Source organism: Massilia sp. ST3 (assembly GCF_018119405.1).
In the GTDB taxonomy this organism is placed as follows: Bacteria; Pseudomonadota; Gammaproteobacteria; order Burkholderiales; family Burkholderiaceae_D; genus Telluria.
The window spans coordinates 1-22,607 of sequence record NZ_JAGPWC010000005.1 but is presented as its reverse complement, the minus strand read 5'-3'; the positions used below and the strand labels follow the sequence as shown (position 1 = coordinate 22,607).

21 protein-coding genes are annotated in these 22,607 nt (G+C 66.9%); 18 read left to right on the top strand and 3 right to left on the bottom strand.

What is annotated here, in order from left to right:
* The first annotated feature begins 29 nt into the window (after positions 1–29).
* The 4 genes from gmk to KBW98_RS02665 all read left to right on the top strand — a co-directional run bounded on the left by gmk (position 30) and on the right by KBW98_RS02665 (position 5,443).
* A complete protein-coding gene (gmk, locus tag KBW98_RS02680; protein WP_211518546.1) occupies positions 30–677 on the top strand; it encodes a guanylate kinase in 648 nt (215 codons plus the stop codon).
* 54 nt (positions 678–731) lie between these two features.
* Positions 732–935 carry a DNA-directed RNA polymerase subunit omega gene (gene rpoZ / locus KBW98_RS02675; protein ID WP_005665923.1) on the top strand — a complete coding sequence of 68 codons (204 nt, stop codon included), beginning with the start codon at positions 732–734 and terminating at the stop codon, positions 933–935.
* A gap of 79 nt (positions 936–1,014) precedes the next feature.
* On the top strand, positions 1,015–3,258 hold the full coding sequence (locus KBW98_RS02670; protein ID WP_211518545.1) for a bifunctional (p)ppGpp synthetase/guanosine-3',5'-bis(diphosphate) 3'-pyrophosphohydrolase: 2,244 nt from the start codon (positions 1,015–1,017) through the stop codon (positions 3,256–3,258).
* Positions 3,259–3,271: 13 nt separating this feature from the next.
* The gene (locus tag KBW98_RS02665) at positions 3,272–5,443 is read left to right on the top strand and encodes a tetratricopeptide repeat protein (RefSeq protein WP_211518544.1); all 2,172 of its coding nucleotides are present in this window, start codon (positions 3,272–3,274) and stop codon (positions 5,441–5,443) included.
* Positions 5,444–5,454: 11 nt separating this feature from the next.
* Here KBW98_RS02665 and KBW98_RS02660 read toward each other — a convergent pair whose 3' ends face one another.
* From KBW98_RS02660 to greB, 3 genes are all read right to left on the bottom strand, one after another.
* The gene (locus KBW98_RS02660; RefSeq protein WP_211518543.1) at positions 5,455–5,880 is read right to left on the bottom strand and encodes a YciI family protein; all 426 of its coding nucleotides are present in this window, start codon (positions 5,878–5,880) and stop codon (positions 5,455–5,457) included.
* A 251-nt stretch (positions 5,881–6,131) separates the two neighbouring features.
* Entirely contained in the window at positions 6,132–6,731 is a 600-nt protein-coding gene (locus tag KBW98_RS02655) for a biliverdin-producing heme oxygenase (RefSeq protein WP_211518542.1), read from the bottom strand.
* Between the two features lie 3 nt (positions 6,732–6,734).
* Positions 6,735–7,301, bottom strand: a complete 567-nt coding sequence (greB, locus tag KBW98_RS02650) for a transcription elongation factor GreB (RefSeq protein ID WP_211518541.1) — start codon at positions 7,299–7,301, stop codon at positions 6,735–6,737.
* A gap of 51 nt (positions 7,302–7,352) precedes the next feature.
* Here greB and KBW98_RS02645 point away from each other — a divergent pair, with 51 nt between their 5' ends.
* The 14 genes from KBW98_RS02645 to KBW98_RS02580 all read left to right on the top strand — a co-directional run bounded on the left by KBW98_RS02645 (position 7,353) and on the right by KBW98_RS02580 (position 22,458).
* The gene (locus KBW98_RS02645) at positions 7,353–7,994 is read left to right on the top strand and encodes a hypothetical protein (RefSeq protein ID WP_211518540.1); all 642 of its coding nucleotides are present in this window, start codon (positions 7,353–7,355) and stop codon (positions 7,992–7,994) included.
* Positions 7,991–9,484: an ATP-binding protein gene (locus KBW98_RS02640; protein WP_229428941.1), complete on the top strand. Its 1,494-nt coding sequence runs from the start codon at positions 7,991–7,993 to the stop codon at positions 9,482–9,484. The genes KBW98_RS02645 and KBW98_RS02640 overlap by 4 nt, the downstream gene beginning before the upstream one ends.
* Positions 9,481–10,128 (top strand): response regulator transcription factor, encoded by a 648-nt coding sequence (locus KBW98_RS02635; RefSeq protein WP_211518539.1) that lies wholly within the window; start codon positions 9,481–9,483, stop codon positions 10,126–10,128. The genes KBW98_RS02640 and KBW98_RS02635 overlap by 4 nt, the downstream gene beginning before the upstream one ends.
* Before the next feature lie 276 nt (positions 10,129–10,404).
* Positions 10,405–11,994, top strand: coding sequence for a diguanylate cyclase (locus KBW98_RS02630; protein ID WP_211518538.1), 1,590 nt, complete (start codon positions 10,405–10,407; stop codon positions 11,992–11,994).
* Between the two features lie 362 nt (positions 11,995–12,356).
* Complete coding sequence (locus KBW98_RS02625) at positions 12,357–13,823, top strand: flagellin (protein ID WP_211518537.1); 1,467 nt, start codon at positions 12,357–12,359, stop codon at positions 13,821–13,823.
* Positions 13,824–13,908: 85 nt separating this feature from the next.
* Complete coding sequence (locus tag KBW98_RS02620; protein WP_211518536.1) at positions 13,909–14,259, top strand: flagellar protein FlaG; 351 nt, start codon at positions 13,909–13,911, stop codon at positions 14,257–14,259.
* A gap of 164 nt (positions 14,260–14,423) precedes the next feature.
* Positions 14,424–17,075, top strand: coding sequence for a flagellar filament capping protein FliD (gene fliD, locus KBW98_RS02615; protein ID WP_211518535.1), 2,652 nt, complete (start codon positions 14,424–14,426; stop codon positions 17,073–17,075).
* 26 nt (positions 17,076–17,101) lie between these two features.
* Positions 17,102–17,554, top strand: a complete 453-nt coding sequence (fliS, locus tag KBW98_RS02610) for a flagellar export chaperone FliS (protein ID WP_211518534.1) — start codon at positions 17,102–17,104, stop codon at positions 17,552–17,554.
* Positions 17,554–17,883: a flagellar protein FliT gene (locus KBW98_RS02605; protein WP_373888895.1), complete on the top strand. Its 330-nt coding sequence runs from the start codon at positions 17,554–17,556 to the stop codon at positions 17,881–17,883. Before fliS ends, KBW98_RS02605 begins: the two co-directional genes overlap by 1 nt.
* A 16-nt stretch (positions 17,884–17,899) precedes the next feature.
* The gene (locus tag KBW98_RS24040) at positions 17,900–19,015 is read left to right on the top strand and encodes a flagellar hook-length control protein FliK (RefSeq protein ID WP_211518533.1); all 1,116 of its coding nucleotides are present in this window, start codon (positions 17,900–17,902) and stop codon (positions 19,013–19,015) included.
* Positions 19,008–19,361, top strand: a complete 354-nt coding sequence (locus tag KBW98_RS02595; RefSeq protein WP_211518532.1) for an EscU/YscU/HrcU family type III secretion system export apparatus switch protein — start codon at positions 19,008–19,010, stop codon at positions 19,359–19,361. The genes KBW98_RS24040 and KBW98_RS02595 overlap by 8 nt, the downstream gene beginning before the upstream one ends.
* Entirely contained in the window at positions 19,354–20,103 is a 750-nt protein-coding gene (locus KBW98_RS02590) for a flagellar brake protein (RefSeq protein ID WP_211518531.1), read from the top strand. Before KBW98_RS02595 ends, KBW98_RS02590 begins: the two co-directional genes overlap by 8 nt.
* Positions 20,104–20,210: 107 nt before the next feature.
* Complete coding sequence (locus KBW98_RS02585) at positions 20,211–21,863, top strand: PAS domain S-box protein (protein WP_211518530.1); 1,653 nt, start codon at positions 20,211–20,213, stop codon at positions 21,861–21,863.
* A gap of 130 nt (positions 21,864–21,993) precedes the next feature.
* The gene (locus tag KBW98_RS02580) at positions 21,994–22,458 is read left to right on the top strand and encodes a carboxymuconolactone decarboxylase family protein (RefSeq protein WP_211518529.1); all 465 of its coding nucleotides are present in this window, start codon (positions 21,994–21,996) and stop codon (positions 22,456–22,458) included.
* Positions 22,459–22,607: the final 149 nt, after the last annotated feature.

Genomic DNA, 22,607 nt, shown 5'->3' with positions numbered 1-22,607 from the left:
CGATTTCGCAAGACAAGAAGGAAAACACCATGTTCCCATCCGCCTTCTCCGGCAGCCTGTTCATCGTCGCGGCCCCTTCGGGCGCCGGCAAGTCGACCCTGGTCAATGCCCTGCTGGCGCAGGAACCGGGCATCAAGCTGTCGATCTCGACCACCACCCGCCCGCCCCGTCAGGGCGAGCAGGACGGCCGCGAATACTACTTCACCACCGCCGAGGACTTCGTCAACCGCGCCGAGCGCGGCGAGTTCCTGGAATGGGCCGAGGTGCACGGCAATTACTACGGCACCAGCCGCCTGACCGTGGAACAGGAGATGAAGACCGGCACCGACATCCTGCTGGAAATCGACTGGCAGGGCGCGCGCCAGGTCAAGAAGCAGTTCCCGGACGCGGCCGGCATCTTCATCCTGCCGCCCTCGATCGAGGCTTTGGAGGAGCGCCTGCACAAGCGCGGGACGGACGAGCCCCACATCATCACCCGCCGCCTGCTGGCCGCCGGGGGGGAGATGGCTCACGCTCCGGAGTTCGAATATGCTATCATCAACGAAGAGTTCAACGTCGCCCTGGCCGAACTGCAGGCGATTGTCAAAGCGACACGTTGCCGTTTCGCCCAGCAGGCGGCCCGCAACGCTACGCTGTTTGCCCAGCTGGGAATCCACGCGCAACAACCCCAATCGTAAGCGCGCGCACCTTTCGGTACGCCGCACGCATTGCTATTTATTTAGGAGCACAACATGGCCCGCATCACCATTGAAGACTGCCTCAAGAACGTCCCGAACCGCTTCCAGCTGACCCTGGCCGCTACCTACCGCGCTCGTCAGTTGCTGCAAGGCCACACTCCTAAGGTCGAAGCCAAGGACAAGCCGACCGTCGTTGCCCTGCGTGAAATCGCGGCTGGTAAAGTTGGCCTGGAAATGCTGAAAAAGGTTCCCATGTAAGACCCCAGGGATTGCCTGGATTAGTCAATCCGTTATTCTGCTATTCTGTAATATCACTGCGGCTTGACGATATCAAAGTATGAATTTGCCTTATCCGGATTCGACTCATCCAGGCAACACCAGCGGCCGGGCCAAGCGCCCGGATAACCGCCCGCAGGACCCGATCGAGGCCCCCGCTCCCGGCGTCGCCTCCGTCACCCAGCTGATCAACAAGCTGTCCGACTACCTCACCCCCGCCGAACTCAAGAAGGTCAAGGAAGCCTACCGCTTCTCGGACGAGATGCACCTGGGCCAGGTACGCAAGTCGGGCGAGCCGTATATTTCCCATCCGATCGCCGTCGCCGAGATCTGCGCCGAGTGGAAGCTCGACGCCCAGGCCATCATGGCCGCCCTCCTCCACGACGTGATCGAAGACCAGGACGTCAAGAAGGACGACCTGGTCGAGCGCTTCGGCGCCCAGGTCGCCAACCTCGTCGACGGCCTGTCCAAGCTGGAAAAGATCGAATTCCAGAGCCAGGTGGAAGCGCAGGCGGAAAACTTCCGCAAGATGCTGCTGGCCATGGCCTCCGACGTGCGCGTCATCCTGATCAAGCTGGCCGACCGCCTGCACAACATGCGCACCCTCGGGGTGATGATCCCGGCCAAGAAGCGCCGCATCGCCAGCGAGACCATGGAAGTCTACGTGCCGATCGCGCACCGCCTGGGCCTGAACAACATCTACCGCGAGCTGCAGGACCTGTCCTTCTCGCACCTGTACCCGCTGCGCTACCAGACCCTGTCGAAGGCGATCAAGGCCGCGCGCGGCAACCGCCGCGAAGTGGTCAAGAAGATCCTCGAGGCGGTCAAGAACCAGCTGGCGGCCGGCGGCATCCAGGCCGAGGTCTACGGCCGCGAGAAGACCCTGTACGGCATCTACAAGAAGATGCACAACAAGCACCTGTCGTTCTCGCAGGTGCTGGACGTGTACGGCTTCCGCGTGGTGGTCGACACCGTGCCGAACTGCTACGTGGCCCTGGGCACCCTGCACGCGCTGTACAAGCCGATGCCGGGCAAGTTCAAGGACTACATCGCGATCCGCAAGATCAACGGCTACCAGTCGCTGCACACCACCCTGATCGGCCCCTACGGCACCCCGGTCGAATTCCAGATCCGCACCCAGGAAATGCACCGCACCGCCGAGAGCGGCGTGGCGGCGCACTGGCTGTACAAGACCGGCGACTCGAACATGTCGGACCTGCAGCAGCGCACCCACGCCTGGCTGCAGTCGCTGCTCGACATCCAGCAGCAGACCGGCGACTCGGCCGAGTTCCTGGAGCATGTGAAAGTCGACCTGTTCCCCGATTCGGTCTACGTGTTCACGCCGAAGTCGAAGATCATCGCCCTGCCGCGCGGCGCCACGGCGCTCGACTTCGCCTACTCGATCCACACCGGCATCGGCGACCATACGGTCTCGGTCAGGATCAACAACGAGGAACAGCCGCTGCGCACCGAGCTGCACAACGGCGACATCGTCGAGATCGTCACCGATCCGGAATCGCGCCCGAGCCCGACCTGGCTGTCCTTCGTGCGTACCGGCAAGGCGCGCTCGGCGATCCGCCACCACCTGCGCACCGTGAACGTGAACGAATCGGTGGAGCTGGGCCAGGAACTGCTGGCCGGCGCGCTGGCCCTGCGCAACATCCGCCCCGAGCTGGCCCCGGCCACCATCGAGAAACTGCTGGCCGAATCCTCGGCCAAGTCGATGGACGAGCTGTACGCCGACATCGGCATCGGCAAGCGCATGCCGGCGCTGGTGGCGCGCCATATCTTCGGCCTGATGGAAGGCGACCCGGACCTGATGCCGACCAGCCAGCCGCTGCCGTCCAGCAGCATCGACCCGGTTACGATCTACGGCAGCGAAGGCGTGGCCGTGCAGCTTGCCCCCTGCTGCCTGCCGATCCCGGGCGACCAGATCATCGGCCAGCTGCGCCGCGACCAGGGCTTGGTGGTGCACACCTGCGAATGCCTGCCGGCCAAGCGCGTGCGCGCCAAGGAACCGGACCGCTGGATCGCGGTGCAGTGGGGCGAGGAGCTGAACCGCCGCTTCGACTGCCGCATCCGCCTGCTGATCAACAACGAAAAGGGCATCCTGGCCCGGGTGGCCGCCGAGATCGGCGAGTCCGACGCCAACATCACCTATGTCGGCATGGACGAGGACGACGAACACAGCATGACCCAGCTGCGCTTCACGATCCAGGTCAAGGACCGCGTGCACCTGGCGCAGTTGATCCGCAACCTGCGGCGCGTCGCGGGGGTCAACCGCGTCGAGCGCGAGCGTTCCTGAGCAGCTGCACACGATGCCGGCGCCCGACGACGCGATCCAGACAATCATCCAGGAGGCCATGCAGGCCGCGCTGCGCGAGGCCGAAGCCGGCCAGCTCGACCAGGCCGGGGCCCTGTACCGCGCCGTCCTCGACCTCCAGCCCGGCCACGCGGGCGCGCACTTCGGGCTTGGCTGGCTGGCGCTGCAGGCCGGACGGCTGCCTGAAGCGATCCCCTGCTTTGCCACCGCGGTACAGAACGACCCTGCCGAAGAAAGCTACTGGCTTGCCTACATCGACGTGCTGATGGAAGCGCGCCAGTTCGCGACCGCGCGCGAACTGCTCGAACTCGGCCGCCGCCATGGCCTGCAGGGCGCCACGATCGACGCCTTCGAACAGCAGCTGGCAAGCGCCGGCGCACCGGCGGCGCAGGAGATCGACGCCGCCGCCGACCTGTATGCGCGCGGGCAGTTCGATGCCGCCGGCAATGCCGCGCGCGCCCTCACCGAGCGCTTCCCCCAGCATGCCTTCGGCTGGAAGCTGCTGGGCGCGGTCCTCTACAAGCAGCGCGCCGCCGTCGCGGCCCTGGAAGCGATGCGCAAGGCCGTGAGCTATGCGCCCGACGACGCGGAAGCGCTCACCAACCTGGGGCTGGTGCTGAAGCGGGTCAACCTGCATGCCGAAGCCGAAGGCGTCCTGGAGCGGGCGATCGCCCTCAAGCCGGACAGCGCCCATGCGCACAACCACCTGGCGGCGACGCTGCTGGAGATCGGCCGCCTGGCCGAAGCCCAGGCCCACGCCACCACCGCCAAGGACCTGGATCCGCACTACCTCGACGCCTGGCACACGCTGGCCCTGGTGCTCGACAAGCGCGGCCGGTCTGGCGAAGCACTCGACGCCTACCGCTGGGTGCTGGAGCGGGATCCGGACAATGTCGACGTGCGCACCAACATGCTGTTCTGCCTGAGCCATATGGAGAGCGTCACGCCCGCCGCGCTGTTCGAGGAACACCGCCTGTTCGGTCAGCGGCTGGAAGCGCGCGTGAAAGCGTCGCGCCACTGGGAGAATGCGCCCGATCCCGAGCGGCCCCTGCGCGTCGGCATCGTGTCGGGCGACCTGCGCAACCATGCCGTCTCCAGCTTCGCCGAGCCGCTGTTCGGGCGCCTGGCGGGGCGGCCGGGCCTGGTGCTGCATGCCTACTACACCTTCCCGGTCCACGACGCCATGACGGCGCGCCTGCGCGGCCACATGGCGCAATGGCGCGATGTGTCCACGCTCGACGACGCGGCGCTGGACGCGCTGGTCCGCGCCGACGGCATCGACATCCTGATCGACCTTTCCGGCCACACCTCGTACAACCGCCTGTCCATGTTCGCGCGCAAGCCGGCGCCGCTGCAGGCGAGCTGGATCGGCTACCCGGGCACCACCGGCCTGGCGGCGATGGACTACTACATCACCGACCGCCACCTGCTGCCGCCCGGGCAGTTCGATCACCTGTTCACCGAAAAGCTGGCCCTGCTCCCGGTGACGATCGCGTTCGCGCCGGCGGTGGAAGCGCCGGAAGTCGCGCCCCTGCCCGCGCTGGCAAATGGGTATCCCACCTTCGCCAGTTTCAACCGGGTCACCAAGATCAGCCGCGAAGTGATCGCCCTGTGGGCCAGGCTGCTGCGCGCCCTGCCGGACGCGCGCTTGCTGGTGGGCGGCATGCCCCAGGGCGGCGGCTACGAGCACTTGCACGCCTGGCTGCAGGAAGAAGGCATCGATGCGGCGCGCACGCGCTTCCAGCCGCTGGTGGGCATGCGCGACTTCCTGCCGCTGTACGGCCAGGTCGACATCTGCCTCGACACCTTCCCCTATTCGGGCGGCACCACGACCATGTATGCCCTCTACATGGGCGTGCCGACCCTGACCCTGGCGGGCGACACGATGGCGGGACGGCAGACGGCCTGCCTGCTCGAAGCCAATGGCCTGCGCCAGTACATCGCCGTCGATGGCGACGACTTCGTCGCCAAGGGCCTGGCGGCGGCCGGCGACCTGGCGGCCCTGGCCGCCCTGCGCCCGGCGCTGCGCGCCGATTCCCCGCTGTGGCGGCCGGACGGCGTGACGCGGCTGGCCGACAGCGTCGAACTGGCGCTGCGCATGATGTGGCGGCGCTGGTGCGCCGGCCTGCCGGCGCAAGCGCTGGAAGTCCCCGCCAGCCGGCCCTAGCCGCCGGACCGCTATTGACCCAGCGCGGCGCGCTGGCGTTCTTCCTGCTCGCGCAGCTCCGGGGTCATGGTGTCGCCGAAGTCTTCCATCTCGAAGATCTGGCGGATCTCGATCTCGGCCTCGCCGGATTCCATCGGCATCGGCACCTTTTTCACCCATTCGATGGCTTCCTCGCGCGAGGCCACGCGCCAGATCCAGAATCCGGCGACCAGCTGCTTCGTTTCCGGGAAGGGACCGTTTTCCACGCGCACGCCGCCATCCTTCGAGAAGCGCACACGCGCGCCGCGCGAGGACGGGTGCAGGCCCTCGCCGGAGACCATCACGCCGGCCTTGATCAGTTCATCGTTGAAACGGCCCATGTCGGCCAGCAGCTGCTCGCTGGGCATGTGGCCGGCTTCGCTGTGGGGATCGGCTTTGAGCAGAATCATGAAACGCATGGTGTCCTCCGGGTGGTTGTGGTCGATGAGCGGCTGATTTGTGTGCCGTTTATCGTACGACGAATGGGACAGGAGGGAATCGACACACGAAGCAAAATTATTTTTGCTCACCTAACCGTAAAACCGTCATCCCCGCGAAGGCGGGGACCCAAGTTTGGATGCGTCGTGGCTTCGCTCACTGTTGACGGCACGCGAAGAAACTTGGATCCCGGCCTGCGCCGGGATGACGTGCGTACGCTACTGGTGAAGGATTAGCTGTCCGTCTGTTCCGACGCCAACCCCAGCGCAATGATGCTGTCAAACGCCGCACACGCCCCCGCGCAGGCCTCGGCCGTTTCCTCCGGCGTCCTGACTTCGGCCTTCAGCGCCAGCATGAATGCGCGCCAGCGCGCTCCTGGCCCGCCCTCGGCCCCGCGCAGGTAGCGCAGCGGGTGCGGCGCCAGGCGGTCGGCCAGGCGGCCGTAGAGCACGGTCCCGCCCAGCTGCGACCCTTCGATCACGTAGCACACGCCCCAGCGATAGGCGCTGCTGGCCCCTGCCGGCCAGGCATGGACGGCCGCCGGTTCGCGCAGCGCGGGCATGCCCGGTTCAAGCAGGTCGAGCGCGATCGGGCCCAGGCGCTCGACCGCGGGCAAGGCCGCCTGCGGACCATCCGTGTAATCCGCCAGCCAGCCCTCCAGCGGCGCCAGCCAGTCGCGCACCATGCGCAGGTGGGCCGCGTAGTCGTTCAGGCCGGGACGCGCCCCCGAGAGGGGCAGGCTGCTGTCGAGCCGCTCGTGGCGCGTGGCCGTGGCGGCGCGCAGCGCGGCCAGCGCATCCGGCCCGCGCACGGTGTCGTGTGCTTGATTCAAAATTCAGTCCGCATGGGGTTCGGGATACTCGACCGCCAGGATCTCGAGCTCGTCGATGCCGAGCGGCGTGTGCAGCTGCACCACGTCGCCCTCGCGCGCCTTGGTCAGGGCGCGCGCCACCGGCGAGACCCAGCTGATCTTGCCCTTCAGCGGATCGAGTTCGTCGATGCCGACGATGGTGACGGTGTGCTCTTCCCCCGCCTTGTTGAGATAGGTGACGGTGGCGCCGAAGAAGACCTGGTCGTTGCCGTAATGAACGCTCGGGTCGACCGGGAAGGCGGAATCCAGGCGCTTGGTGAGGAAGCGGATGCGGCGGTCGATCTCGCGCAGGCGGCGCTTGCCGTAGATGTAGTCGCCGTTTTCCGAGCGGTCGCCATTCGAGGCCGCCCAGTGCACGATCCTGACCACCTCGGGACGGTCGACGTCGATCAGCTGCAGCAGCTCATCCTTGATGCGCTGGTAGCCGGCGGGCGTGATGTAGTTCTTGGCGCCGGCGGGAATCGCCTGCGCCAGGGCCAACGCGTCGTCGTCGTCCTCGTTGTCGGACTCTTTTACAAATGCCTTGTTCATGCGCCCTATTGTAGCGGCTGTGGCGTCGGGACGCCCTCCGGATGCCGTATCATGGCAGCCATGAGACGAGCGCCCCCCTCCCGCAGCCGCTTGCTCGCGCCCCTGGCCCAGCTGGCGGCGCTGGTGTTGCTTGCCGAAGCCTGGACCTGGCAGGTCGGCGCGCGCATCGCGGCCGCCATCGCCGCCTGGCCGCCGCTGCACTGGCTGGAGGGCCGCATCCGCCGCCTGCCGCCCTGGGCCGCGCTGGCCGCCTTCGTGCTGCCGGGTCTGTTGCTGCTGCCGGTCAAGCTGCTCGCCCTGCTCGCCATCGCCCACGGCCATGCCCTGGCCGGCATCGTGGGCTTCGTCGCGGCCAAGCTGGGCGGCGCCATCGTCGTGGCCCGCATCTATATCCTGACCCTGCCCACCCTGCTGAGCGTGGCCTGGTTCGCGCGCTGGCACGGCGGCTTCATGGCCCTGAAAGACCGCCTGCTGGCGGCCCTGCGCGCCAGCCCCTTCTACCGCCGCGTGCGGCGCCTGATGGATGGCTGGCGCCATGGCGCGCGCCGCATGCTGCGCCGCCTGCGCCGCCGGGGACGCACCGTTCCCGACCAGGGCAGCCACCTGCTGCGCGTACTGCGCCGCTTCAGTGCGCGCATGCGCAGCAGCGCGCGCGCCCGGCGCCAGAAGAAACCCGAAACCGGAGCCCCATGAGCGACCACCCCTCCCTTGCCGCCGAGATGCAGTCGGCCACTTCCGAGATCTTCCTGTTCGACGCCGCCACCCTGGGCGTGGTCGACGCCAACCAGGCCGCGCGCCTGAACCTCGGCTACGACAACGCCACCCTGTGCAAGATGAACGCCTTCGACCTGGCGCCCTCGCTCGACCGCGCCGCCGTCGGCGAGCTGCTGGCCGGACTGGGCGAGGACGTCGGCGCCCAGGTGGTGCTGCGCACCCGGCTGCAGCGCGCCAACAATGGCAGCTACCCGGTCAAGCTGTGCATCCTGCGCATCGTGCGCGAGGGCCGCTCGCTGCTGCTGGCCATCGGCGACGACCTGTCGCTGGAACAGGCGGCGGTGCAGGCGCTGCAGCAATACCAGGCGCGCTTCAACGCCGTCGTCAACAACACGCCCGGCCTGGTCTACCAGTTCGTGCTGCACCCGGACGGGCGCACCGCTTTTCCCTATCTGAGCGACGGCTGCCAGGCCCTGCTCGGCCTGTCGGTGCTGGAACTGCAGCACGAGGCCGCGCTGTTCGAGCGCCTGATCCTGCCCGAGGACCGCAAGGGCTACCAGGAGGCGATGCAGGCCTCGCGCCAGGCGATGTCGGCCTGGAACTGGGAAGGCCGCATCTGGATCGACGCCTGGAAGGACGTCAAGTGGATCAACCTGCGCGCCACGCCCCACCTGCTGCCCGATGGCGCGCTGCAGTGGGACGGCATCATGACCAACATCACCGCCAGCCGCGAGGAGCAGGAAGAGGTGCGCCGCTCGCGCGCCCGCCTGGCCGAACTGACCGCCCACATCGAGCAGGTCAAGGAACAGGAACGCACCCGCATCGCGCGCGAGATCCACGACGACCTGGGCGGCAACCTGACCGCCATCAAGATGGCGCTGGCCATGATGACGGCGCGCCTGCCCGAGGACCAGCCGGCCCTGCTCGACAAGGCCACCTATGTCGACGACCTGGTCGACCGCACCATCGAGGCCGTGCACCGCATCTCGCTCGACCTGCGCCCCACCACGCTCGACCTGGGGCTGGTCGCGGCGCTCGAATGGCAGGCGCAGGAGTTCGAGAAGCAGATGGGCATCGCCGTGATCATGCGCTGTCCCGACAAGGACATCGAGCTCGACCCCGACCACGCCGCCGCCCTGTTCAGGATTTTCCAGGAAGCCCTCACCAACATCGCCAAGCACGCCGCCGCCACCCGGGTCACGGTGTCGCTGCGGCGCCAGCGCCAGCAGCTCACCCTGAGCATCTGCGATAACGGCCGCGGCATGACGCCGGCGGACCGTCTGAAGCCCCAATCCTTCGGCCTGCGCGGCATGAAGGAGCGGGCCAAGGCGCTCGGCGGCACGCTGGCCTTGTCGCCGGCGCCCGGAGGTGGCACGATGGTGACCATCAAGACCAGGCTGGCGCAGGCCGGCGGCGCGGGACGCTCCGCGCCGGCTGCCCTGCCTACACATGCCGCACAAGAAGAATGACAGATAAAGCAACTATCCGGGTTTTCATTGCCGATGACCATGCCATTGTCCGCGAAGGACTCAAGCAGATCCTGGCCGAGCAGCGCGACATCATCGTTGCCGGCGAGGCCGAGAACGGCATCGACGCCACCAAGCTGATCGGGAAGGCGCGCTGCCACGTCATGCTCCTCGACATTTCGCTGCCCGACCGCAACGGCATCGACGTGCTCAAGCAGGTCAAGAAGGACCGCCCGGAACTGGCGGTGCTGATGCTGTCGATGCACCGCGAGGATCAGTACGCGATCCGCGCGCTCAAGGCCGGCGCCTCCGGCTATCTCACCAAGCAGAGCGCGCCCAAGGAGCTGGTCACGGCCATCCGCCAGGTGGCCTCGGGCCAGAAATACGTGAGCGCCGCGCTGGCCCAGACCCTGGCCAGCCAGATCGGCGAGGACCATGAGACGGCGGTGCACGAGACCCTGTCCGACCGCGAGTACCAGACCCTGACCATGATCGCCTCGGGCATGACGGTCAGCGAGATCGCCAAGGAATTGTCGCTGTCGGTCAAGACCGTCAGCGAGTACCGCGCGCGCCTGCTGGTCAAGATGAAACTCAAGACCAGCGCCGAGCTGACGACTTACGCGATACGCAACGGATTGGTGGATTAGGGAAGCACCGATTTATTCATGGCGGCGGCCTCGGCCACGAGAAAATGCGCCCTGCGGCGTTGCAAATTCTCGCGATACCACGGGGTATCGCTCCGATTTGCGCCTTGCCAGGCACATTTTTCGTGACCGATTCCTGCGCGCCAGAATAAATCAGTGCTTCCCTGCTGTCGTTTTGGCACGTCGGACGGAAATAAGGCACTTTGTTACGGTTTTCTTATTGATGAGAAGCAAAAAAGCTGCTTATCATGTCGGGATTAGTGCCTGTGTGTTTACATCATGTCGAACCTGCCGTCCCCTTCCGCCGCGCCCGCCCTGAGCGCCGCCTCGAACCCCGCCGACATTGCCCGCGAAGCCTTCCGGCGCCTGGCCACGCGCCGCATTGCGCCCACGCCGGACGCCTACCGCGCGATCTATGACGAGATCGCCGGGATTCCGCCCGCGCCGCCGGCGCCGGCGCCCGACAGCGGCGCGGCCGAGGTGTTGGCCGGCTTCGCGCGCCGCCTGGCCGAGACCCCGGGCGAGATCTCGGAATACGGCCGGCGCATGGTGCGTTCGGTCAAGACCGGCGACTGGAGCGGCGCCACCCAGGCGCTGGGGCAGTTGTCCGAGCGTCACCTGCGCCGCAACACCCCGATCATGGCCCTCGGCGCCGAGGAGCCCGACACCCGCCTGCTGCGCGAGATGCTGGCGCGCACCCTGTCCTTCGCCGTGGCTTCGCTGCTGGACGGCAGCCCGGCCCTGGTGGCCGAAGCCGAAAGCCTGGGCAGCGCCGTCAAGGCCGCGACCGGCGAAGCCGAACTGCAGGACATCGCTTCGCGTCTTAAACAGCTGTGCTACCAGATCGAGCTGCGCGGCGGCGACAAGGTCGAAGAGCAACAACTGCTGCTGCGCCTGTTCAAGCTCCTGCTCGACAACGTCAGCGAACTGCTGGACGACGACAGCTGGATGCGCGGCCAGATCGCCACGGTCCAGGATTTGATCGCCGGCCCGCTGGATGCGCGCGCGCTGGAAGACGCCACCCGCAGCCTGAAGGACGTGATCATCAAGCAGGGACACTTGAAACATGGCATCGCCGATGTCAAGTCGACCATGAAGAACATGATGATGACCTTCATCGACCGGCTCGGTTCGGCGGCGGCGGCCAGCAGCGACTACCACGCCAAGCTGGGCGGGCTGTCGGAGCGTATCGGCCGCGCCGGCGACATCAACGAACTCAACGATGTGCTGGAAGAAGTGCTGCGCGAGACGCGCAGCGCCCAGGACGAAGCCCTGGCCGCGCGCGACCGCATGGTCGCCGCCCACCGCGAAGCCCAGGCGGCCGAGCAGCGCATCCGCGAGCTGGAAGCGGAACTCCAGCACATGAGCGAACTGGTGCGCGAGGACCAGCTGACCGGCAGCCTCAACCGTCGCGGCCTGGACGACGTGTTCGAACGCGAAAGCGCACGCGCCGACCGGCGCAATACGCCCTTGTGCGTGGCCCTGCTCGACCTGGACAATTTCAAGCGCCTCAACGATACCTACGGCCACCTGGCCGGCGACGCCGCCCTCAAGCACTTGGTCAAGGTGGTCAGGGACACCCTGCGCTCGATGGACGTGATCGCGCGCTTCGGCGGCGAGGAATTCCTGATCCTGCTGCCCGAGACCACGGTCGACGCCGCGGCCGCCGCCATGGTGAGGGTGCAGCGCGAGCTGACCCGCCACTTCTTCCTGCACGAGAACGAGAAGATGCTGATCACCTTCTCCTGCGGCGTGGCGCTCAGGCTGCCGAACGAGGACCAGCAGTCGCTGATGGCGCGCGCCGACAAGGCGATGTACCAGGCCAAGAACACCGGCAAGAACCGGGTGGTGGTGGCGGACACCCCCTGAGCGGGCCTTTCTCTTGTCATTCAGCTACGCCGCGTTCCGGGAAACCGGTCCGCGGCCTTGTTCTTTTATTAGCGGGATAAGCGGAACTGCAACGGGACTGCGCCGGCTTTAGAAAAATATTTCTCAAAAAAAATAATTTTTTTTGCCCTAAAGTCTGCATTTTTGTCGCCGACAAGACGCGCCCCAGAGTGATATGAGAGCGACAAGAGCGAAAAAAACTTCGATTTTTCCCCTCAAGTTTTTCCCCAGAATAACGTTACCTGCATCAACAGCGGTTTGATCGTCACAAGAACAGCGTGGCGGACCAAAGTGAACAGGGCACAGCAGCCCACCCCTGAAAGACATTAGTCTGGAGAAATACCATGGCATCCGTAATCAACACCAACGTCGCATCCCTGAACTCGCAGCGTAACCTGTCGACCTCGCAGGCTTCCCTGAACACCTCGATCCAGCGCCTGTCGTCGGGCCTGCGCATCAACAGCGCCAAGGACGACGCTGCCGGCCTCGCGATCTCCGACCGCATGAACTCGCAGATCAAGGGCATGACCCAGGCGACCCGCAATGCGAACGATGGTGTGTCGATGGCCCAAACCGCTGAAGGCGCCCTGTCGAGCTCGGGCGACATCCTGCAGCGTATCCGTGAACTGGCAGTGCAGTCGTCGAACTCGTCGAACTCGGCTGGCGACCGCAAGGCCCTGCAAACCGAAGTGACCCAACTGACCTCGGAACTGAACCGTATCGCCGGCACCACCGAGTTCAACGGCCAGAAGCTGCTGGACGGCACGATGGGCACCGCGAACTTCCAGGTCGGCGCCAACGCAGGCCAGCTGATCTCGATGACCGGCTCGAACTTCACCACCTCGACCTACGGCAACAACCGTCTGGACGCCAGCGCGGTCCAGGCCAGCTCGGCTTCGACCAACAACGGCGTTACCGGCGGCACCATGACCATCAACGGTTCGCTCGGCTCGGAAGACATCACCATCGCGACCGGCGCATCGGCCAAGGAAACCGCAGCCATGATCAATGGCAAGAGCGGCGACACCGGCGTGACCGCCGAAGCCAAGACCGAAGCCCTGGTGAAAGCAACCATCGGCAAGTCGTACACCTTTGACATCACCTCGGACAACTCGACCGCCGTGACGGTCTCGTTCTCGGTCGCCACCGACGATGCGAACGGCTACGCCGCAGCAGTCAGCGCCTTCAACGCCCAATCGGCCAAGACCGGCGTGACCGCTTCCTACGACGCGACCAACGGCGGCCTGAAGCTGACCAACGCCAGCGGCGAAGACATCAAGCTGGACAACCAGTCGGCTGACGCAACCGCCCTGGCCACCATGGGCACCTACGACGCCGACGGCGAACCGATCGCCACCCCGGCCACCACCGAAGGCGCCAACGGCGCGACCGCCACCGGCCGCCTGGTGCTGGACTCGGAGCAGAGCTTCTCGGTGACCGACGGTTCGGGCTTCAACATCGACGGCGGCGGCACCACCGGCTCGTCGGAACTGAAGTCGGTCGCCGACCTCGACATCAGCACCTTCGCAGGCGCCCAGCTGGCAATCAAGGTTGCCGACGCAGCCCTGGGCCAGGTGAACAGCCAGCGCGCGGAATACGGCGCACTGCAGTCGCGCTTCGAATCGGCGATCTCGAACCTGCAATCGTCGACCGAGAACCTGTCGGCTTCGCGTAGCCGCATCGTCGACACCGACTTCGCTGCTGAAACCGCGAAAATGACCCGCGGCCAGATCCTGCAGCAAGCTGGTACCTCGATGCTGGCCCAGGCGAACTCGCTGCCGAACGGCGTCCTGTCGCTCCTGCGTGGTTAATCCCGGACTAGCTAGTCCATCCGTGCTGTAAAACGGATCCTCGGCTGAAGAAATTCAGCCGAGGATTTTTCGCTAGGGAAGTCACATGAACATCCAATCGCTTGGTTCACCCGTGGCGTCACGTCTGGAGGAGCGCACGCTTCCGGCCATCGAGCAGCAGAATGTCCAGCCTGCGAAGGCCCAGGCGCAAGCCCCCGACGCCGCCCCGCCTTCGCGCGAGCAGGTCAACGATGCTGTCAAGAAGATTAACGAAAGCATGAGCGCCTCCTCGCAAAGCCTGGAATTCGCGATCGACGAAGACAGCAAGGAAATCGTTGTCAAGATCATCGACCAGGGCACGCGCGAAGTGGTGCGCCAGATCCCGTCCGTCGAAGCGCTCGAGATCGCCAAGTCGATCGACAAGATGCGCGGTCTCCTGATCAGCCAAACCGCCTGATCGTCTCCTACAGCCAGCGTGCTTCCCGTCCGGGAACGCACGCTGCGCTTGTCTACCTGTCAACTCCCGCTCAACTATTTGAATTGGGACCCATTTCCCACTCTTAAGTCCGGTTTGCTTCTGTCGATAATGACTTACATTATCGCTTTCACGGGAGAAACAAAGTGGGCATCAGTTCATCCGGCATCGGTTCCGGGCTCGACGTCGACGGCATCATCGCAAAGCTGATGCAGGCCGAAGCGGCGCCGCTCGCGAACTTCGACAAGAAGGCGGCGGCCCTGCAGTCGCGCATGGCCGCGCTCGGCAAGGTCAGCGCCGCCGTGGGCGTGTTCCAGGGCGCCCTGACCGCACTCAATTCTCCCTCGACCTTCAGCGCCCTCGGCACCAGCTCCACCAACAAGGACATCCTGACCGGCAGCGCCGGCGCCGGCGCGGTGGCGGGCAAGTACAAGATCAACGTGTCGCAGCTGGCGTCGGCCCAGAGCCTGAGCACGGCCGGCAAGGCCAGCATGAGCGCCACCATCGGTTCCGGCGCCAAGACGGTCCTGACCTTCCAGTTCGGCAGCGTCAGCGGCGGCGACTTCGGCGTGGCCGGCAGCGCCCTGGCCCCGTCGATCGCGACTGGCGGCATCAGCAACGGCTCGCTGTCGATCAACGGCACCGCCATCCCCACCAGCGCGACCACCCGCAGCGCCGCCCAGCTGGCCGAAGCGATCAACGCCAAGAGCGAGACCACCGGCGTCACCGCCAAGGCCGGCACGGCCACCAGCAGCGCGAGCCTGTTCGCCGGCTTCGGCGACGTCAGCGTCGCCAGCGGCGCCAGCTACGGCCTGACCGTGGGCGGCGTGCAGATCGTTTCCCATACCGACGACACGAGCCCGCTCGGCGCGGCCGGCATCGACGCGGCCCTGGCCACCGGCAACGTGAGTTCCGCGCTGGCCGCCGCCAACATCACCGTCAGCGGCACGGCCGCCGCCGGCACCCTGCAGTTCACCGCGGCCGACGGCTCCAACCTGACCGTGACCGAGGCCGTGAGCGGCGCCGTGACCGGCGGCACCAAGGGCGCGGGCAATGCGAACACCGGTTCGAGCGTCACCACCACCGCCGGCGTGACCCTGAGTTCCAGCGACGGCACCCAGATCCTGGTGGGCGGCACCAATCCGGCCGCGGCCGGCCTCGCGGCGGGCAGCGCCGGCAGCTACCTGGGCGGCGCCGCCTTCGTGCAGGACGGCGCGCAGGCGAGCGGCACCGTGACCCTGGACGCCGGCGACCAGTCGCTGCAGGGCATCCGCGACGCCATCAACAAGGCCAACATCGGCGTCACCGCGACCATCGTCTCGGATGGCGGCGACAACCCCTACCACCTGGTGCTGACCTCGAACAAGACCGGCGCCAAGTCCTCGATGAAGATCGGCGTCGACGGCGACGGCGGCCAGCCGCCGAATCCGGACATCGCCGCCCTGCTGGGCCACGATCCGGGCGGCGCCCAGGGCCTGACCCAGACCAGCGCGGCCCAGGACACGCTGCTGAACATGAACGGCATCGACATCCGCAGCAGCAGCACCACCGTGACCGAGGCGGTGCAGGGCGTCACGCTCGACGTCAGCGCGGTCGGCAGCTCGACCCTGAACGTGAGCCGCGACACCGCGGCGGTCTCGACCGCCGTCAACGGCTTCGTCAAGGCGTACAACGACCTCAACAAGACGATTTCGAGCCTGACCGGCTACAACCCCGAAACCAAGACCGCCGGCGTGCTGCAGGGCGACGCCTCGGTGCGCTCGATCCAGAGCATGCTGCGGCGCCAGCTCGGCGCGGCCGTCGAAGGCCTGGGCGGCAAGCTGACCACGCTCGGCCAGGTCGGCATCACCTTCCAGAAGGATGGCAACCTGGCTGTCGATTCCGGCAAGCTGAACAAGGCCGTCACCGAGAACTTCGCCGAGATCGGCGGCCTGTTCGCGGCGATGGGCAATGCCACCGACGGCATGGTCAAGTTCGAGAAATCGGGCGCGGCCACCAAGCCGGGCACCTACGGCGTCAACATCACCACCCTGGCCAGCCAGGGCACGCTGACCAGCGCCGCCGCACTGTCGGGTTCGACCACGATCGCCGCCGGCACCACCTGGCGCATCACGCTCAACCAGACCGACCCGGTTACCGCCAGCAAGACCCAGGACATCGCGCTGACCGCCGGCACCTATACCAACGCCCAGCTGGCCTCGATGCTGCGCGCGGCGATCAACGGCAATTCCACCTTCGCCGGCGCCGGCGACACGGTCGAGACCAAGGCCGACGACAACGGCTTCCTGTCGATCTCGTCGAGCAAGTACGGTTCGACCTCGAACATCGCCATCGCCACCGTCAGCGGCACCGACCCGGCCACCCTGTTCGGCAGCGCCACCCCGGTGGTCGGCAAGGACGTCGAAGGCACGATCGGCGGCGTCGCCGCCACCGGCAACGGCCAGAAGCTGAGCGCCGCGGCCGGGTCGCCGGCCGAGGGCATCGACCTGTCGATCACCGGCGGCGCGATCGGCGAACGCGGCACCATCAGCTTCTCGAAAGGCTTCGCCTTCGAACTGACCAACCTGGCCGCCGGCTTCACCGGCAAGGGTAGCCTGCTCAACAGCAAGACCGACGGCCTGAACATCAGCCTGAAGGCCGTCAACACCCAGAAAGACCAGTTCAACTCGCGCCTGGAAGGCATTGAAAAACGTTACCGGGCCCAGTTCACGGCGCTCGACGCCGCGCTGGTGTCGATGCAGTCGACCTCGGCCTACCTGACCCAGCAGCTTGCGGCGCTGAACGCGAACGCGGGCTAATCTCACGGAAAACCTGGAGAAGCAACATGTTTGGAACCATGAAACGCGGCGTCAACGCCTACGCCAACGTCGGTCTCGAGACCGGCGTCGCGGCGGCCTCCCCGCACAAACTGGTAGTCATGCTGTACGACGGCGCGATGGTCGCGCTGCTCGGCGCCATCAACAACATCAAGTCGGGTAACATCGCGGCCAAGGGCAACGCGATCTCGAAGGCGATCACGATCATCGACAACGGCCTGCGCGCCTCGCTCGACAAGAAGGCCGGCGGCGACATCGCCGAGAACCTGGACTCGCTGTACGACTACATGAGCCGTCGTCTGCTGGAAGCGAACATCAAGAACGACGCCGCGATCGTGACCGAGGTGCACAGCCTGATGTCGGACCTGCGCGAGGCCTGGGTCGCCATCGGCGAACAGTCCGTCCCGCCGCCGGCCGCCCCGACGGCCATGCCGAAAACCGCTACCCTGGTGAGTGTGTAATGATGATGACCCAGCAAGAAGTCGTGACCGTGTACGAGACCATGGTCGGCATCACCGACCAGATGCTGCACGCCGCCACCGCCAGCGACTGGGACCGCCTGGTCGAACTCGAGCAGGAATGCGCCGCCTGCGCGCGCCGCCTGCGCGACAACGAAGGCGTGCCTGCCCTGGCTGGCCAGGAGCGCGTGCGCAAGGTCAACGCGATCCGCAAGATGCTCGACGCCGACCGCCAGATCCGCGACCTCACCACCCCGTGGATGGCGCGCCTGTCGGCCCTGATCGGCAACACCGCCACCGAACGCCGCGTCGCGCGCGCCTACGGCGTCTAAGCCGCTTCCCTGACGGATGCTGCCGCGCGACCTGGTCTCCGCCGTCGGCCGGGTCGATCCGGCCCAGGCGCCCGAACGGACCGCCGATCCGCGCCAGCAGGCCTTCCAGCGCGCCGTCGCGCCCCTGCTGGGCAAGGCCATCCACGGCGAAGTACTCGCCAAGCTCACCGACGGCAGCTTCGTGGTCAAGGTGGCCGATGTCCCGGCCCGCATGCAGCTGCCCCCCGGCGCCCAGGTCGGCGCCGACGTTCCCCTGACCCTCGTTTCGCTCCAGCCGCGGGCCACCTTCCAGGTCGGCGCCCAGGCCACCACCGCCTTTTCCGAAGCCGGCCCGCCTTTGCCGGAAGGCGCCGACCCGTCCAAGGCCCCGCTGGCCTACCGCGAAGGTGCGCCGGTCGGCCGCGCGGCCGCCCTGCTGGCCCAGGCCGGCGCCAACGCCACGCAAGCCTTCGCCGCCGGCGCCGAAGCCAACGCCACCCGGCTCAGCCCCACCGGCCAGGCCATCGCGAACGTGCTGGCCGCGGCCGGCAAGGCCGACACGCCAATGGCCGGCCTGGTGGGCCGCGCGCCCGTGGTGGCCGGCCCCTCGCTCGACTCCGGCGCGATCGCCCAGGGCCTGCAGCAGGCCGTGGGAAAGAGCGGCCTGTTCTACGAATCGCACGTGGCCGAATGGGCGCAAGGCGCCCGCCCGCTGGCCGAACTGGCCGGCGAGCCCCAGCAACAGGCGGCGCGCGAAGGCGCCCGTCCGGTCCTGACCGATCCCGCCACCGCCCAGTTCGTCAATCTGCAGCTGGCGACCCAGGAGCAGGCCCAGATCGCCTGGCAGGGCCAGCTGTGGCCGGGCCAGCCGATGGAATGGGAAGTGCGGCGCGAGGATGAAGGCGAAGCCGCCCAGGACCCCGAACAGGCCGCCTGGCACAGCCGCCTGCGCCTGCGCTTTCCCGAACTGGGCGAGCTGGACGCCACCCTGAGTTTCGTCAACGGCGCCTTGCAGGTGCGCTTCGCGGCCGGCAGCGAGGACAGCGCCGCCCTGCTGCGCCGCCATGCTCCCCAGCTGGCCACGGCGCTCGAGGCGGCCGGCACGCGCCTGCAGGGTTTCGAAGCGCGCGCCGTGGATGCCGGCGATGAGTGAGAGCGGCAAGCGCCGCCAGAGCGCGGTCGCCCTCGCCTACGGCGCCGGCGACCCGGCGCCCAAGGTCGTGGCCAAGGGCCAGGGCCTGGTGGCGGAAAAGATCATGGAGCGCGCCCGGGAAGCGGGCGTGTTCGTGCACGAGTCGAAGGAGCTGGTGTCGCTGCTGATGCAGGTGGACCTGGACCGCGAGATCCCCCCGGCTTTATATCGGGCAATTGCGGAACTGTTGGCCTGGTTATATCATATCGAGTCGGCACAAAAGAATGGCGGGATGCCTCTTCCCGCACCGCCTGATCCGACAGCCCACCCAGAACCCGTGGCAAGGACGACAAGCAGCAATGAATAATGCAGAACTGGAAAACTGGCACGACTACGAAGTGAGTTCGCGCCGCGAGATCGTGTCCCTGCTGCGCCAGATCGGCGAGAAGAACCAGCTGATCCGCATGCTGGTCAAGGGCGAGTCCGACGTCGCCGTGACCTCGATCCTGGAAGTCGACGAAGACAGCGACACCCTGGTGCTGGACCGCTCGATCGATCCGCTGCAGAACGACCGCATCGTGGCCGCCGGCGATGTGCGCTGCGAAACCACGCTCGACAAGATCCGCATCCTGTTCACCGCCGAAGCCCTGGACGAGACCAGCTACCGTGGCGGCGTCGCCCTGCGCGCCGACATTCCCCCGACCCTGATCCGCCTGCAGCGGCGCGAGTACTACCGCATGCCCACCCCGGTCAGCAACCCGGTGCGCGCGCTGATCCCGCTGCCGCTGGAACTGGGCGGCGGCACCGGCGTCTTTCCCCTGCACGACATCAGCGTGGGCGGCATCGCCATCCTGGACAACCGGATGCAGCTGAACACCACCATCGGCCAGGTGATCGAGAACTGCCGCATCGAGCTGCCGGAGATCGGGGCGATCACGGCCTCGCTCCAGGTGCGCAACTCGCTCGACATGACCTTGCTGAACAACAAGACCAACCGGCGCCTCGGCTGCCAGTTCGTCGACATCTCGCGCGGCGCCCTGGCCGGCGTGCAGCGCTACATCACCAAGCTCGAACGCGAACGCAACGCCCGCCTGGCCGGCTTGGCCTGAACCAAGGACGCTCGTGCAAACTGGTATAAATCTTATACCAGTTAATGCTCTTTATGAGTAACACTTAGGCTACACTAGGGGTATCTGCACCTGCCGACGCGACGCCGATGCCTCCCAGTTCTCCGGAAAACCTGTTTTCTGCCGCATTCTCCCATTCGCAGGTCGGCATGGCCCTGGTGGGCCTGCGCGGCCACTGGCTGGAGGTCAATCCTTCGCTGTGCCGGATCCTCGGCTATTCGCGCGGCGAACTGCTGGCCACGACCTTCCAGGACCTGACTCACCCCGAAGACCTCGACGGCGACCTGTCGCTCATGGACCGGGTGCTGGACGGCGAACTCGACACCTACACGCTCGAGAAGCGCTACCGCCGGATGGACGGCCGCATCGTCTGGGCCCAGCTGACCGTCTCGGTGACGCGCGACGAGAGCGGCAAGCCCGAATGCTTCGTCGCCCAGGTGATCGACATCTCGGCCCAGAAGGCGGCGCTGGAAGACCGCGACGCCTTCTTCATGCTCTCACCCGACCTGCTGGCCATCGCCGACACCAAGGGCTACCTGCTCCAGGTGAATCCATCCTGGACCGATGCGCTGGGCTGGACGGCGGAAGACCTGACCTCGCGCCCCTTCATCGATTTCGTGCACCCGGACGATGTCGAGTCGACCCTGGCCGAGGCCAGGGCGGTCAACGCGGGCGGCCTGACCACGGGCTTCTGCAACCGCTACCGCCATGCCGCCGGCGGCTACCGCTGGCTCGAATGGAGCACCCGCTCGGTCAGCAATGGCCGCCTGTATTGCACCGTGCGCGACGTCACCGACTTCGTCGAGAATGCCGAGGCGCTGCGCAGCCAGGAGGAAAAGATCCGCCTGCTGCTCGACCAGGCCAACGACGCCTTCCTCGGCATGGACGAGCATGGCGTGATCACCGAATGGAACAAGCAGGCCGAGCTGACCTTCGGCTGGACGGCCGAGGAAGCGATCGGCCAGCCCATGGTCGAGCTGATCGCGCCGCCGCACCTGCGCCAGCGCCACCTGGACGGCATGGCGGCCTTCCTGGCGGCCAACGACGGCCGCACCCATACCAAGCGGGTCGAAGTGCCTGCCCTGCGCCGCGACGGCCAGGAAATCCTGATCGAGTTCTCGGTCGGCATGCTGGCCCATCGCGGCCAGCGCTATTTCTACGCCTTCCTGCGCGACGTCTCCGAACAGCGCCGCCTGGCCGAGCAGATGCACTACCAGGCCACCCACGATTTCCTGACCGGCCTGCCGAACCGCTACGCCTTCATGGAGCGCCTGCAGCACGCGATCGACAGCGCCCAGCGCCAGCCGAATTCGCTGGCCCTGCTGTTCATCGACCTGGACGGCTTCAAGTCGGTCAACGATGTCTGCGGGCACGAGGCGGGCGACGCGGTGCTGATCGACTTCGGCCGTCGCCTGACGGGGGCGGTGCGCCGCACCGACATGGTGGCGCGCCTGGCGGGCGACGAATTCGTGGTCATGCTCGACCAGGCCGGCGACGCGCGCGCGGACATCGAGCAGATCGCCCGCAAGATCCTGGTGGCGGGCGCCGCCCCCTATCCGGCGGCAAGCGGCTGCCCCACCCTCGGCGCCAGCATCGGGGTGGCCTTCCACACGGCCGGCGACAGCGCCGACGCGCTGCTGTCGCGCGCGGATACGGCCATGTATGCGGCCAAGAAGGCGGGGAAGCACCAGGCGGCGATCCTGACTGCGGATGAGCGGGTGATTTATTGCAGGGTGACTTGAACGCGGCAACTCGCCGCATGCATTACGCATACCCATAATTTTTATTCCCCACGTCACACCACCCCGCCATGGCTCGTCTTATCAGGCATGAGGACAGCAACCGCTGCCCACCACCCTGAAAGGACACCCCATGTCGCACGCCGCCCGTATCAACCTGTTCTCCCACGCCCCGGCCAACCTGAAGGCCATGATCAACCTCTCCCACACCAACAAGAAGGGCGCCCTCGGCGAGCGTCTGGTCGAACTGGTGCAGCTGCGCGTCTCGCTGGTCAACGGCTGCGGCGTGTGCATCGACATGCACTGGCGGGAACTGGTGAAGCAGGGCCTCGACCCGCGCCACCTGAACGCCATCGGCGCCTGGCGCGAAGCGCCCTGGTTCAGCGAGCGCGAACGCGCGGCCCTGGCCTGGGCCGACGCCGTCAACGCCCTGCCTCACCGGGACGACACCGACGCCGCCTGGCCGGCCCTGCGCGAGCATTTCACGGACGCCGAGATCGCCGAACTTGGCTATACTATCGCCGCCATCCGGGGCTGGAACGCGATCAACCTGAGCCTGCGCAACCAGATCCCGGAGCAGCCCGCGCCCGGCATGTAATCGCTGCGCCAGGGCGGCCCGCCTGAACCGAACCAGGAAACTCGCCCACTTGCCTCCCCTTCCGCCCTCGCAGCTGCGCGGCCACGACAGCATCGGCCTGGCCCAGGCCCTGCAGCTCGTGGGCAGCGCCGGCGACCTGGCCACGGGCC

Bases quoted from the DNA above. Each gene is read 5' to 3' on its own strand.
- gmk (WP_211518546.1), top strand. From the start codon at position 30: ATGTTCCCATCCGCCTTCTCCGGCAGCCTGTTCATCGTCGCGGCCCCT.
- rpoZ (WP_005665923.1), top strand. From the start codon at position 732: ATGGCCCGCATCACCATTGAAGACTGCCTCAAGAACGTCCCGAACCGC.
- KBW98_RS02670 (WP_211518545.1), top strand. From the start codon at position 1,015: ATGAATTTGCCTTATCCGGATTCGACTCATCCAGGCAACACCAGCGGC.
- KBW98_RS02665 (WP_211518544.1), top strand. From the start codon at position 3,272: ATGCCGGCGCCCGACGACGCGATCCAGACAATCATCCAGGAGGCCATG.
- KBW98_RS02660 (WP_211518543.1), bottom strand. From the start codon at position 5,880: ATGCGTTTCATGATTCTGCTCAAAGCCGATCCCCACAGCGAAGCCGGC.
- greB (WP_211518541.1), bottom strand. From the start codon at position 7,301: ATGAACAAGGCATTTGTAAAAGAGTCCGACAACGAGGACGACGACGAC.
- KBW98_RS02645 (WP_211518540.1), top strand. From the start codon at position 7,353: ATGGCAGCCATGAGACGAGCGCCCCCCTCCCGCAGCCGCTTGCTCGCG.
- KBW98_RS02640 (WP_229428941.1), top strand. From the start codon at position 7,991: ATGAGCGACCACCCCTCCCTTGCCGCCGAGATGCAGTCGGCCACTTCC.
- KBW98_RS02635 (WP_211518539.1), top strand. From the start codon at position 9,481: ATGACAGATAAAGCAACTATCCGGGTTTTCATTGCCGATGACCATGCC.
- KBW98_RS02630 (WP_211518538.1), top strand. From the start codon at position 10,405: ATGTCGAACCTGCCGTCCCCTTCCGCCGCGCCCGCCCTGAGCGCCGCC.
- KBW98_RS02625 (WP_211518537.1), top strand. From the start codon at position 12,357: ATGGCATCCGTAATCAACACCAACGTCGCATCCCTGAACTCGCAGCGT.
- KBW98_RS02620 (WP_211518536.1), top strand. From the start codon at position 13,909: ATGAACATCCAATCGCTTGGTTCACCCGTGGCGTCACGTCTGGAGGAG.
- fliS (WP_211518534.1), top strand. From the start codon at position 17,102: ATGTTTGGAACCATGAAACGCGGCGTCAACGCCTACGCCAACGTCGGT.
- KBW98_RS02605 (WP_373888895.1), top strand. From the start codon at position 17,554: ATGATGATGACCCAGCAAGAAGTCGTGACCGTGTACGAGACCATGGTC.
- KBW98_RS24040 (WP_211518533.1), top strand. From the start codon at position 17,900: ATGCTGCCGCGCGACCTGGTCTCCGCCGTCGGCCGGGTCGATCCGGCC.
- KBW98_RS02595 (WP_211518532.1), top strand. From the start codon at position 19,008: ATGAGTGAGAGCGGCAAGCGCCGCCAGAGCGCGGTCGCCCTCGCCTAC.
- KBW98_RS02590 (WP_211518531.1), top strand. From the start codon at position 19,354: ATGAATAATGCAGAACTGGAAAACTGGCACGACTACGAAGTGAGTTCG.
- KBW98_RS02585 (WP_211518530.1), top strand. From the start codon at position 20,211: ATGCCTCCCAGTTCTCCGGAAAACCTGTTTTCTGCCGCATTCTCCCAT.
- KBW98_RS02580 (WP_211518529.1), top strand. From the start codon at position 21,994: ATGTCGCACGCCGCCCGTATCAACCTGTTCTCCCACGCCCCGGCCAAC.